Raw genomic sequence first — 12,602 nt, forward strand, 5'->3', positions numbered from 1 at the left:
GATGCCATGCTCATTGGCCGCGATGCTGCCTTCGTTGACGATGCCGTCATGAAAATTGTGAATGTTTTCGATATGGACGCCGACTTTCTCCGCAGTGATCGTGCCACTGTTGATGATGCCGCCATCAAAATGGGGAACGCCGCCTTCCACCAATATGCCGGTAGAACCGCTGATTATGCCGGAATTCCGGATGCCATCACTGAAGGTCGCCCGGTGATTGATGTGGATGCCCATGCCATCGGGATCGGCTTCGATGCGGCCGCGATTGTCGACACCGTCAGTGAAGCTGGTATGACCTATGACGATACCGTCATGACCTTTGATCGTGGCATCTGCCTCGTTGACAATCCCGCCGGTGAAATCGCGAACGTCCCAGATATTGATTCCGGCTGTGCTGGTGCCCAGGCCTTCAATCAGACCATGATTGCGGATGCCGCCCTCGAAAATCGTCGTATCGCGGGTAGGGTCGGTAATGTCGATGCCATGCGTGGCGCCGATTATCGAACTGTTGGTATCGTTGAAAATGCCGTCGGTGAAAATCGGAAGATTGGCGATCCGGATGCCTGCGCCGCTGGTTCCGATGATGAGATGGCCGTTTGAAATTCCGCCGGAAAAGCTGCTTCCCGCATTGCCGCTTATCCAGATGCCATGGGTGCCTGATATGGTGGCTGGCAGCGATATCCTCTCGTTCAGGATCCCTCCGGTGAGGTCCCGAAATTCTCAAGGCGTATTCCGTTTCCTGCAACGCCCTCGATCACACGATAGTTCTGGATGCCACCGCTGAGATTAGTGCCGTTTTCCAGCCAGACACCATGCACGGCGGCGATAATCATGCCGTCATTGGTGCTGGGCACCCTGGTGCCGTTGACGATGCCCGCCACATCAGACCTGGAGATGCGGATGCCATTCTGCTCCGCTTCCACCGTACCGTGGTTTGTGACCTTGCCGCCTATGGAACTGCCCATGATGTCGATCCCATCATCCCCCGTGGCAGTAGGGGAGGAGGTGGCTGTGTTCACGCGGCCAGTAAAGTCATTGATCAGGCTGCCGGTGATGTTGGAATTGATGACCTGCACGCAGTCGACGGTCGCCGTATTGATGAAGTCGCCGTTAATCGTCTCACCAATCAATGTCGTATCGACCGAGAGTGCGCCATCTGGGCAGGCTGCTGCGGCTCCTGACCCGAGAACGTTTACCGCTGCGCCACCAATCATCGCAGTAGTTGCCAACAACCAATGCCTTCGCACGGACCGCATACGCAGCCGGGCGCCAAGAAAGACCCAATTCATGTGACCTCCGAGCGATAAACTACCTGCAGCTAAAATCGTTTACGAGTATGCGTATGGGAACTTTAGATTTGCATGGACGATACGAGCTTCGGCATCAATCCTGATGCAGGAAAATGGGTTTGCCATAAAATCAATAACGATCGCTACATCCGAAGTCCAGACGTCGTCTAACCTTGTTCCGTCTCTCGTATTCTATCTCCACAGGAACTTATATACCGGTGTGAAATGTCTCTCTGTATACGTATAATGGATGATTGTACCAGGCCGGAGGAGCACTTGCCTGGAAGTGCCGGAAAGGCTTATCGAAGCTGCCCGCCGACACTGGCCGGCGGGCATAGGAAGGGTCTGCCGCTACCAGAGGATGCGCAAGCCGACCATTCCGCCGAGAGTGTAGCTCGCGCTGAAATTGTTCAGGCTGCTCTTCGTTTCGAACTCACCGTAAAGAGTATAGCGGCCGTCTGCCCAATTGTAAGCACCACCGAACCCCAGCCCACCCCAAAAGGAATCGTTGTCGCTGACGAAATTGACTCCTGAGACATCGGTGCGCGTTCCGTCGCTGAAATCGTAATAGAGATTCGCGATTCCATAAAAATGCGAGCGGCTTATCCGGCCCGCGACATCCCGCCACTCATGCTGATGCTCTGCGCCAACTCCGAAGCGGCTTACAAGATTGCCGCGGCGCTCCAGGGACACGGCGGAGCCGAAAACGTCCTCAAAGTCCCTATAGTAGACTTCCGAGTAGGAGAGCTGCGCCTGCGGCGTAACGGACCAGCCGCCCTCACGTTGAAAGCGTTTTCCTGCCTCGATACCTAATGCGTAGCCGAAGCCCCTATTGTCGTCGACCAGTTGGCCGACATCCGCCCGCTTCGACCATAGGTCGCTTTCGTACCATGTGAGCTGGGTCTGTCCGTCTACATAAAGGCCGCTGTAATCATACCATGTGAGCGTTCCCCCGAGGCCGTATCCTACAGTTTCGATCGTCCCGCTGTCGCTGCCTGCGAGCACATCAGCGGCGATCGTTCCAATATGGGCGCCAAACCCGCCTATGAGGCTGCTGCCGGGCTCCTCACGCAGAGGCGCATCGGCACCGACCTGCATCTTCCAGACCGATTCCTTGTAATGTGTGCCACTCGTGGTGCGGCTCGGCTTGAAGCCGCCACGGAAGCCTTCGATCCTCGACCAGAGGCCATATTCGTCGACGAGCATTTCTGCCGGAGGCTCCGCGGGCGGCCAGGTCTTGAGATCACGAATAACGGGAACGGGAGTGGAGATCCAGGTGCGGTTTCCTATGCGTTGCCGCAGCGAGCCCGGACTGTTCAAGCCTTGCAGGATATTCCCGTACGCCTCATAGGTTGGCACGCCCGGCTGGATGATCGGTTCTTTTTCTCCGTCCTCGTTACTGTCGATGAATTGGGAACGCAGATACCAGTCGCCATCCTCGGGAGTGCTGGTCCCGCCCTGATAGAGCATGTAGGCATAGGCGCCGGCGACGACAGCCTGCTCTCCCTCATGCACATAGTCACCGATCAGGGTGAAGGTGCCGTCGGAAGCTCCTTCCACGTCAATGAGCTTGATGCCTTCCACCGTCTGGGCTCCAGTGCCTCCCCTGTTCGATACCCTGACTGAAGTGGCTCCGGAAGTTGCGCCCTGCACGATCAGCATGTCTGTCGCCGAGCTATCGTCGCCCAGGACCGTGTTGAGGTTCAGTACGCCGTCCGCGCCGGCATAGTCGCCGGCAACGAGGAGCATGTTGCCAACGGTGGCGCCGCCAACGTTGAGCGTGCCGGAATTGGTGAGTGCGCCGTCTATCGTGAAAATGCCACCCGGTTCTCCGGCAAAACGCGCAAGCGCGTCCGCAACCGCGACCGTGCCCCGGTTGTCGACATTCCCTTCGACTGTGCCATAGCCACCAAGAAAGCCGCCTTCATCAATCTGGACCGTACCGCCGCTGACAAGCTTTGCTGCGGGGGTTGTACTGTCTCCCACTACAAGCGTTCCATCCGAGAAGATCGTCGATTCGGCCGAGGTGGAAGCAAGGTTGTCTATGACGAGCGTACCGCCATGAACGCTGATGGTCTTTGAATCGGAGGTGCCCTGAAGTTCAACGGTTCCGGAAGTTACGCCTAGGTCGCCGATGCCGGTAATGACGTAGTCGGATGCATAGCTGAAAGTGCCGGAACCAAGATCGAAGGAGATGTCGACCGTATCGATCTGGCCGGTAATGTTCCCCTCGATGACCCCGCCGGTGACGGCAAGCCCCGTGCCGCTGCCCGTCGATAGCAAGAGGTCGCCGGAAAGAAGACCGTCCTGCTGCTCGATGAGAACGAGATTGTTTGCGGCGGAAAGATCAATCGCAATGCCGCCGATGCTGGTGACAGAGCCGTTATTGGTAATGGCGCTCAGGGCTGAGTCCTCGACGACGATGCCTGCCACGTCGCCAATGATCATGCCGTTATTGGAGATGCCGTTGGCAATGGTCGAGCCGCCGCTGACATGAATTCCCTCCTCAAAGGCAATCAACGTCCCGTCATTGACAATCGCGCCCGCCAGGTTGGAGCCATTGACGGAGATAGCTTGCATGGCATCGGTGATTGCACCGTTATTGACGATGTCACCGGTGAAGGCGGCTACATTCTCGATGTGGACGGCATCGGGCCCGTCTGCGACGAAAATGGACGCTTCGTTGAGGATGCTGCCCTCGAACGTGTCGATGTTGCTGAGATAGATCGCCGTCTGGATGGCCGAGAGGGAATCTTGATTGATGATGCCACCTTCGAACCTCCCCACATCTAAGACGGTAATTCCATAATTTCCGGCAAGGCTACCCGTATTGCTGATGTCACCGGTAAAGGCGTCGGTTTGGCTGACCGAAATGCCCGTCTGCATGGCCGTGATGACGCCATGATTTTCAATGCCGCCATCGAAGATCGGGATAGTGCCGGAAGTTGAAAGGACGCGGATGCCCCATCTGCTTTCCAGGACTCCGCCGGCGTCGTTCACGACGCCGCCCGTAACTTCGCTAGCGCCGTCGATTCGGATTGAATGCTCCTCGGCATTGATCTGGCCGGTATTGAGGATGCCGCCATGAATGATGGCGCCGCTCCCGACGAATATCCCGTCATCCAGCCCGCCGCCTTGCAGATTGCCGCTGTTGAGGATGCCGCCTTCGACGGTTCCCAATATCTCGATCGCGGCCTGGCTGGCCTCAATATCACCGCCATTGCTCACAGCACCCAGAACGGTGGAGGTTGCGTCCACCTGAATTCCGCGGGAGAGCGCGTTGATCGTGCCGGGGTTATCCACTTTCCCGTCCACCTGAGAGCCGTTCCGGACCGAAACTCCTACTTCCAATCCGCTTGGGCCGCCCGGAGTATTGATGATACTAAAATTCACCACGTCGCCGCCGACAGTGGTGGAATCGATTTCAATGCAGTTGATAGGCGCGCCATTATTCACTGGTCCTGTTGTGGTGCCCGTGTGGCTGATGACGCATTGCGCCAAGGCGGGCGCTGTATCCATTACGCTGAGCAAGGTCCCGCCGACCAGCGATGTCGTCGCCAGGAAAAGACGGGTGCGCCAGCCTTGCACAACTGCAATTCTGTTGCTGCTGAAATTCATTTCCGCCATCCGAAAAGTGTTTATGGAAATAATTGGCTTTCCTTGCGGGCAGCTATCGCACCCGCAATCCCGAAACGAGATCCCGCGGACGCTGCTGCGCGACGCGAGATAATCAGAGCCTGAAATATGGCTCAATAAACAAGAAAACTGCGAGATATATGTGCCGGCAACACCGTGATGTTTAGCCGTATTCGTTAAGATTTCGTTTACGTTTACCATAGACGGTTGGAGTTGGTTAAGTTTTAGAGGGATAGATTCTCTGGTTCACGCGTCCCAAAAAATCACACAACAGGATTGGAGAGGGCCGTGGGACGTTGGGCGAATATCACCATCGCCGGACCATCAGGGGCGCGCTCTTTGCGCGAGGCGCTCGTACTTGCCGAGCAGCATCGGCTATCCGGACGGCTAATGCAGGCAGAGGCTCAGTGCCGCGAGATTCTTGCAATGCGGCCAAACGAGCCGGAGGCGCTTCACCTGCTTGCTCTGGTGGAATATCAGTCCGGCAGGTTCGCCGAGGCAATCGGGCATATGAAGCGGGCCGCCACGCTTGCTCCTGAGAAAGCGCTCTACCACGCGCATCTTGCTGAAATATGCCGGCGCGCCGGGCGTCTACGGGAAGCGGTCACCGCGGGCCGTCGCGCGGTCAAGCTAAGGCCGAACGATGCCGAGACTCTTGCCAGTTTGGGCGATACGTTGTTCCGGTCGAAGAATTACGAGGAGGCTAAGGTCTGCCATAGCCGCGTTGTCGCTCTCAAGCCGGATTGGGCAGCAGCATGGCACAAGCTTGCTGAGGTGCTTGACGCATTGGGGGAGGATGAGGAAGCCGCGAAGAGCCGGGAACGCGCCGGAGCACTTGCAGTGGCCAGCGGTGAAGGTCCCCCACAATCAAGACCGGCGTCCCTCAAACTCACGCCTGAAGGAGCACTCTTGCTTGCGAGGCAGCATTGCCGGGCCGGAAGGCTTCGCGCCGCGGAAGCCTTGTGCAGGCGCGTGCTGGAAATGGTGCCAAATTTCGCCGATGCAGAGCATATGCTAGGCATCGTGGCTTTCCAGGAAGGCAGGTTCCCGGCAGCTATTTCCCATCTGAAGCGGGCGACAGAACTCGATAGCGCCGTCGCGCGCTATCATTGCGACCTTGCCGAAGCCTATCGTCGCAGCGGGCGCGCGGATCTTGCAGAAGCTTCCGCGTGCCGCGCCCTTTCACTGGAGCCGGAAAACGCGGCCGCTCTCAATAATCTGGGGGTTGCGCTCTACGAGCTTGAACGTTTCGAGGAGGCGCTCGGATGCTACGCCCAGGCAATTGCCATAAACGACGCTTTTGCAGAGGCTTACAACAACCGCGGCAATGTGCTGAGAATGCTGAAGCGGCGCGAGGAGGCGGAGGAGAGCTATCGCCGTGCGCTGGCGGTTAACCCGCATTTCCGCGAGGCCAAGAACAATCTTTGTACGACGCTTTGTGAGCTGGGCAAGCTGGAGGAGGCTGAAAGCGTTTGCCGGCAAGCGCTTATCGAAGATCGCCGTGATCCTACGAGCCTTGGCAATCTTGCGCTGGTTCTACGGGATCTGGGTCGGCTCGACGAGGCGGCCAACCTGTTGGAGCGAGCACTTTCAATAGCACCCGGCACCGCCCGCCTTAATGTTCAGCAGGGCAGCCTGTTCCTTGAACGTGGACAGGTCGGGCAAGCCGCCGAAGCGGCTGAGCGGGCGCTGGCTCTAGCGCCGGAAAGCCATGAGGCGCTGAACCTCATGGGAAGGGTTGCCATGGAGCGCGGCCGTCCGCAAAGCGCGCTTGCGTGTTTCCGGCGCGCGATTGAGTTTAAACCGGATGCGGCTGAGAGCTGGAACAATGCCGGCAATGCGCTAAGGGTGCTCGGCAGGATCGAGGAGGCGCGCGATGCCTTTAACAAAGCTGTGGAATTCGAGCCGCTACATGCGGGCACCTATGTGAATCTGGCTGATTGCATGACGTTTGCACCGGACGATCCATTGATCGAGGTAATGGAAACTCTGTCTGCCGACGATAAACGTTCTCCGGACGATCGAATTTACCTCAACTTTGCACTCGCCAAGGCACTTCGTGACACCGGCGATCATCGCCGCGCTTTTGACCGCGTGCTCGCAGGCAATCGGGCAAAGCGGGCACTGGTCAGCTACGACGAAGAGGCGACGCTTGGCCTTTTCGACCGGATCGAGAAGGTATTCACGACGAAGCGCATCGCTTCCCTTGGCAGCGCAGGAAACCCATCGAAATTGCCGATCTTCATCTTCGGAATGCCACGCTCCGGCACAACGCTTGTTGAGCAGATCCTGGCAAGCCACAAAGATGTGACGGGTGCCGGCGAACTCGACATCCTTCCGACCTTGGCTCGGGCGGTATGCGGAAGTGATGGAAAGGCGCTGGCCTATCCGGAATTTGTCCCCCTGCTTTCCGGCGACGGGCTGCAAGAGCTGGGCACGCGTTATCTGGCAAGCCTTGGCACGCACGCTGGCGGTGCGGCGCGGGTGACGGACAAGATGCCGGCGAATTTTCTATTTGCCGGGCTTATCCATCTGATGCTGCCCGAGGCAGTGATGATCCACGTTGTGCGCGATCCGGTGGACACGTGCCTTTCCTGCTTCTTCAAGCTGTTTTCCGGCTCGCTCAACTACACCTACGACCTCGGTGAACTCGGCCGTTATTATCGGCGCTACGAGAAGCTGATGGCTCATTGGGAAAAGGTTCTGCCTCCTAGCCGTATCGTCGAGGTGCGTTATGAAAAACTGGTGGCGGACCTGGAAGGTGAGGCGCGACGAATCCTTGAAGCCTGCGAGCTTGAATGGGACCCGCGCTGCCTCACTTTCCATGAGACCATGCGTCCAGTCTACACCGCCAGCGCTACACAGGTGCGCGAACCTCTTTTCAAGAGTTCCGTCGGCCGGGCGCGCGGCTATCGCAGCCGCATAAGGCCCCTCCTGAAGGCCCTTGGAGAAGGACGCTGAGGAAGCTGGCCGGTCCTGCGAAGCATTGGTTGCGAGATCGCTCAGTAGATGGCGACCACCGGGTCCTGCCCGTGTATCACAAAGCCACGATACATGCCTTCGCAGTTGAAGGGCAGGGCAATGTTCCCTTGCCGGTCGACTGCGATGAGGCCGCCCGACCCGTCGTTGGATGCAAGATCGTTCATCACTAGATGCCGTGCGGCCTGTTCGAGACTCTCACCGGAATAGAGCATCCGCGCTGGGATCTCATGCCCAGCGGAGAAACGGATAAAGACCTCGCCATGCCCGGTGCAGGAGACGGCACAAGTGGCATTATCGGCGAAGGTGCCTGCGCCGATGACCGGGGTGTCGCCGATCCGCCCAGGGGCCTTGGCTGTCATCCCGCCGGTGGAGGTGGCGGCGGCCAGGTTCCCGTGCTGGTCGAGCGCCACCGCGCCCACTGTCCCGTGGCGGCGTCCCGTGCTGGTCGAGCGCCACCGCGCCCACTGTCCCGTGGCGGCGCGCCGGATCGTCATCGCTTTCGCCCCGAGCGCGCATTGCAAGCGTTTGCTGAAGCGACTGCCAACGGGATTCGGTGTAGAAGTAATCGGGGTCCGCGAACTCTACGCCCGCCTCCCGCGCAACCGCAACCGCCCCTTCGCCAATCATGAAGACATGGTCCGTACGCTCCATCACCGCGCGTGCAGCGCGAATGGGGTTGCGTGGGCCGAATATGCCGCCTACCGCCCCAGCGCGACGCGTTGCCCCGTCCATGATGGCAGCGTCCATTTCCTGCTTGCCGGCGCTCGTGAAGACCGATCCGCGACCGGCGTTGAAGAGGGGGTCGTCCTCCAGAGCGCAAACCGCCACGGTAACTGCATCGAGCGCGGTGCCACCATTGGCAAGCACCGTATGGCCGGCTTCCAGTGCTGCCGCGAGGCCGCGTTCATACTGCGCCTGAAGATCAGGTGTCATCCGTGATTTCAGGACCGTGCCGGCACCTCCGTGGATGCCAAGGGCAAACTTCTGCTTCATGCCGCTATCTCTTTCAAATGCTTCTTATCGATAATGTGCCAGGCTGGAGTCCGCAAAAGCCAGGCTTGTTACGTTATCGGCAAATAGATTTCTCGAATGAGATTGGCAGGCACTTCATGGATGCAATCCCGGAAAGAGCGCTTTCCGGGATAGTTGGGCACGGCTCATTCCATCGCACGGGCGCGGCCTGGAGAATCAGGCGGCTCCAAGGAGGAATTGCGGCTGGCTGAGCGTTTCCCCCCTGCACAGCCTCACCATCGCATCGTGAATGCGCTATGCCCTTTGGGCGATGAAATTGTCGTAATCGCCTTCTATCAGCGCATCATAGGGAACCATGTGGCTTTCCATCCGGCTCCTGATCTCTGACTCGCCCAAAGGTGCTCCGGCGGCCCTGGCAAGCAGATACTCTCTTGGCGTTTTCGCCGCGATCTTGCGGTTCGTGCGCCAGGTGATCAGCGCGCAGTTGAGGGCGCGGCTGGCATAGGGGCTGTCCCGCTCGACGCCAAGCACGCTTACCGGAAATAGATGGTGGTATTCGCGGCGGGCAATGTTATCCGCATTCGCTTTTGCTCCATCCGCGAAATCATATCCGCCTCCATGGAGAGAAACTGCCAGGATGGCACGTGACAAGCGATCCCGTCGCCCTGGCCAGCAAGCGCGCGCAAGCTCCTCAGGGGAGGGTAGCGGGTTTGCCGTCTCGTCAAAGAGCTCCGGCATCTCAGTCGCTTCCGGATTGGCGATCATCGCAGATAGCTTCATGTAATCGGCATAGGCTCGCGTCGCAGCCGTCTTGGCATAGCGTTCAGTGAAACTGGCGCGCCAGAGGGTCTTGCGGATCAATGTGCGCGCTCGACCTTCGACATCGTGCCCGTCCTCCGGCACACGCGCCCATAGCGCAGAGACGAGATAGAACGCCACCTCGGTCGGCAGCAACTTTTCGGAGAAAATCGCCTCGTCCCGAAGAAAGCCTATGCCGCGCTCGATCCCCGAACGTACGGAGGGCCAGACACGGGCCAGTTCCCTGCCGAAGTCCTTGTCGAGATACGTTCTCTTCAGCGGCGGTTTTCCCAGAAGCAGGGCTGCGACGGTAAGCGCCAGATCTTCCATATTGCCAAATTCGCGCGCAGCCGGCACATCGTGGCGAAGATCCTCGATCATGCTATGCAGGGAGTTCCCAACCGCTCCTTCCAGTTGCGCCACGACGATGTCGAAGTCCTTGAGCGGAGAGGCGGATGTGTTCATCCGTATGAACACGTCGAGCGCTGTCTCCGGAGAGGTTTCTACTGGCAGCGACAGAAACGGAATGGGATAGGAGGCCACCCTTGCGCGCAGCTTCGTCAGGCGCATCATGATTCGGTGGTCGACCCCTGCTTGCGCGCACCATTCATTCATGCGCTGCTCGCCGCTAGAACCGGGGCAGAGAACGTGGACGGGAATCAGACCGGCGGCAAGTCCCTGGGCAGGGTCGTTTAGCCAGACCGGATAACGGACGCCTTTTCGATACCACCGCTTCTTGGTCCGGATTTGGGGTTCGTCGTCATTATCATCATTTACCAGATAGACGGATAAATCGTCATAGTTGTCGTTCAGGGAGCGCCAGATCGCCGTCATGCGCTGCTGGCCGTCCAGCAGATGCATCTGCGGCCGGCCGTTGAGGGGTGGCGCCCCGGCAATGGGGCGCGAATGGAACAGTTCCTCGTTCCCGACTTCCAGTGTCAGAAGTGCCCCGATGGGCAAGGAGGGCAGGCGCAGGATATTTTCCAGCACACCCTCGATCTGGTCGGCTTTCCAGGCTTCGTGCCGTTGAAATCGAGGCAAGGCGAGCTGCCCCTGATTGATCATTGACAGCCAACCTTCGATAGTTTTTGTGCGTGCTTCCACCGGTAACCCCCATATTAAAAACCCCCGGCACAGATCTTCGATACGGCACGAAACTACCAATAGGGTTAACAACCGCCGTTTTTATAGCCGGCTCATGAACAAGCGCATTGGTTGAAGGGGATTCGGGCATTTGGAAGCGCAGACGCCGTTACAAAGTGGCTAGTACCTTTCGAAAAGATTGATCGCCTGCTCGCACTCCGATAGAAGATGGCAGGCCTGTCATTCCTGCTTTTCTCAGGCCCACTTCTTGCGGGAATTGGTACCGGACGGGACATGGCAATGGCTGGGTTGGTCAGCGGAACGCCTCTGGCGGCAGTTTTGCTCATCGCGCCGCATCGAATGGCGAATGTGTAATACGCGCCAGGGAATTTATTGGTCAGCTACTCGTTCTGCGGCAAGTCTCAATGCACGAAGTCGCGCAGTTTTCTTTTCACGCGCTCGGCGTTCCTCAGCAATGATCTGGGTTGCAACTCTATGAGCACGCTCGTCTTTGGATTCTCGTCTTCTTGGCTCCTCTGTCATTGGGCATCTCCATTGTTGTTTCTTTATATATATGTAGTAAAATTATTATTCTTTTCAAGAATTGCAGTAAATCTAAAGTATAATAATAGACAAGAATAGATGCATAGAGAGGAGCCGCCGACGAGGCCCATCATGATTTTGTCCTTTGAATGCGCTATTGCTGAGAAGGGACGACGAGGACAAACTGCAAACCCGATGATCGGCGGAAAATTAACGGTCTGGATCGATCAAGGTCACGCAATCCCTCCGGTACCGGTGCCTGCGCACGAGTTCAGGTGCGGATGATTCGAGGCGGAGAGGTATCGTCTGGCAAACCGGTGTGGCGAACCACCATGTAACGCAATGAACTTATTGCATTCTGGTGGGCCCGGAGGGACTCGAACCCCCAACCAAGCGGTTATGAGCCGCCGGCTCTAACCAATTGAGCTACGGGCCCGGTGCGGTTCAATTAGTGGGTTTTCGCATCCGGCACAAGACAGTGACGCCGCAATCCGTTCATAATACACGTTACTGCCGAACCTTCTTCGAAAAACAGGAGATTGCGATGACGCGTTCCTTTCTTCCGCTGGCTTTGGCCGCTTTCGTTCTAGCTATAGTTCCCGCCGGAGCGCAGGAGATTGCCCAGCGGCCCAAGATCTCGGTCACGGGCGAGGGGGAAGCAACGCTGACGCCGGACATGGCGGTGATCCACCTCTCCGTCATGCGGGAAGCGGCAACAGCCCGCGAGGCAATGGATTCCAATAACGAAGCTATGCGGCGTGTCATCGGCGCGCTGCAGGAAAGCGGCGTGGAAGATCGTGACCTGCAGACGAGCGGCCTGGCTGTGGAGCCCCGCTACGTCTATCCCAATGAAAGAAATGGGGAGGCGCAACCCCGCATCGTCGGCTACCAGGTGACGAACGGGCTGATCGTGCGTGTGCGCGATCTTTCGAAGGTAGGCGCGATCATCGACGAATCGGTGACGCTTGGCGTCAACCAGGGCGGCAACATTTCCTTTACCAATGACGACCCGGGCGAGGCGCTGAGCGAGGCGCGCAAGCGCGCCGTCGAGGACGCGCTATCGCGCGCGCGCACGCTCGCACAGGCTGCCGGCGTCAAGCTCGGCGATGTTCTGGAAATCACCGAGCAGACGCACGGCGCGCCTCCTCCCATGCCACTCGGTGCCAGGGTCATGCGGATGGAAGCGGCTGCAGACGCTTCCGTGCCGGTGCAGGCAGGAGAAAATACTTATCAGGTACAGGTTAACGTCACCTTCGAACTCGATCAGTAGGAAGCAGCACTTAAAAGGCGCCGCTGTGT

The 12,602-nt window shown here is 58.3% G+C and carries 8 protein-coding genes and 1 tRNA gene; 3 read left to right on the plus strand and 6 right to left on the minus strand.

Annotated elements, in window-relative coordinates; genetic code table 11:
* Positions 1-6: 6 nt before the first annotated feature.
* Entirely contained in the window at positions 7-600 is a 594-nt protein-coding gene (locus tag HUS57_RS06440; protein WP_173932042.1) for a hypothetical protein, read from the plus strand.
* An 89-nt stretch (positions 601-689) separates the two neighbouring features.
* Here the strand turns inward: HUS57_RS06440 and HUS57_RS06445 are convergent, their stop codons facing one another.
* Both HUS57_RS06445 and HUS57_RS06450 read right to left on the minus strand, forming a co-directional pair.
* Positions 690-1,229, minus strand: coding sequence for a hypothetical protein (locus HUS57_RS06445; protein WP_173932043.1), 540 nt, complete (start codon positions 1,227-1,229; stop codon positions 690-692).
* A gap of 411 nt (positions 1,230-1,640) precedes the next feature.
* Positions 1,641-4,907 carry an autotransporter outer membrane beta-barrel domain-containing protein gene (locus HUS57_RS06450; protein WP_173932044.1) on the minus strand — a complete coding sequence of 1,089 codons (3,267 nt, stop codon included), beginning with the start codon at positions 4,905-4,907 and terminating at the stop codon, positions 1,641-1,643.
* A 306-nt stretch (positions 4,908-5,213) separates the two neighbouring features.
* Between HUS57_RS06450 and HUS57_RS06455 the strand changes: the two genes are divergently transcribed.
* Complete coding sequence (locus HUS57_RS06455) at positions 5,214-7,886, plus strand: tetratricopeptide repeat-containing sulfotransferase family protein (protein WP_173932045.1); 2,673 nt, start codon at positions 5,214-5,216, stop codon at positions 7,884-7,886.
* A 41-nt stretch (positions 7,887-7,927) separates the two neighbouring features.
* Here the strand turns inward: HUS57_RS06455 and HUS57_RS18135 are convergent, their stop codons facing one another.
* The 4 genes from HUS57_RS18135 to HUS57_RS06470 all read right to left on the minus strand — a co-directional run bounded on the left by HUS57_RS18135 (position 7,928) and on the right by HUS57_RS06470 (position 11,739).
* Complete coding sequence (locus HUS57_RS18135; RefSeq protein ID WP_348640556.1) at positions 7,928-8,317, minus strand: isoaspartyl peptidase/L-asparaginase; 390 nt, start codon at positions 8,315-8,317, stop codon at positions 7,928-7,930.
* The gene (locus HUS57_RS06460) at positions 8,199-8,900 is read right to left on the minus strand and encodes an isoaspartyl peptidase/L-asparaginase (protein ID WP_348640557.1); all 702 of its coding nucleotides are present in this window, start codon (positions 8,898-8,900) and stop codon (positions 8,199-8,201) included. Before HUS57_RS06460 ends, HUS57_RS18135 begins: the two co-directional genes overlap by 119 nt.
* A gap of 273 nt (positions 8,901-9,173) precedes the next feature.
* On the minus strand, positions 9,174-10,781 hold the full coding sequence (locus HUS57_RS06465) for a DUF262 domain-containing protein (RefSeq protein ID WP_173932046.1): 1,608 nt from the start codon (positions 10,779-10,781) through the stop codon (positions 9,174-9,176).
* Between the two features lie 881 nt (positions 10,782-11,662).
* Positions 11,663-11,739: transfer RNA gene (locus tag HUS57_RS06470), tRNA-Ile, on the minus strand.
* A 108-nt stretch (positions 11,740-11,847) separates the two neighbouring features.
* Between HUS57_RS06470 and HUS57_RS06475 the strand changes: the two genes are divergently transcribed.
* Positions 11,848-12,573, plus strand: coding sequence for an SIMPL domain-containing protein (locus HUS57_RS06475; RefSeq protein WP_173932047.1), 726 nt, complete (start codon positions 11,848-11,850; stop codon positions 12,571-12,573).
* Positions 12,574-12,602: the final 29 nt, after the last annotated feature.

The organism is Chelativorans sp. Marseille-P2723, from assembly GCF_902809845.1.
Classification (GTDB): domain Bacteria; phylum Pseudomonadota; class Alphaproteobacteria; order Rhizobiales; family Rhizobiaceae; genus Chelativorans.

Excerpts from the sequence above, each read along its gene's own strand:
- HUS57_RS06440 (WP_173932042.1), top strand. The coding sequence starts at position 7 with ATGCTCATTGGCCGCGATGCTGCCTTCGTTGACGATGCCGTCATGAAA.
- HUS57_RS06450 (WP_173932044.1), bottom strand. The coding sequence starts at position 4,907 with ATGAATTTCAGCAGCAACAGAATTGCAGTTGTGCAAGGCTGGCGCACC.
- HUS57_RS06460 (WP_348640557.1), bottom strand. The coding sequence starts at position 8,900 with ATGAAGCAGAAGTTTGCCCTTGGCATCCACGGAGGTGCCGGCACGGTC.
- HUS57_RS06475 (WP_173932047.1), top strand. The coding sequence starts at position 11,848 with ATGACGCGTTCCTTTCTTCCGCTGGCTTTGGCCGCTTTCGTTCTAGCT.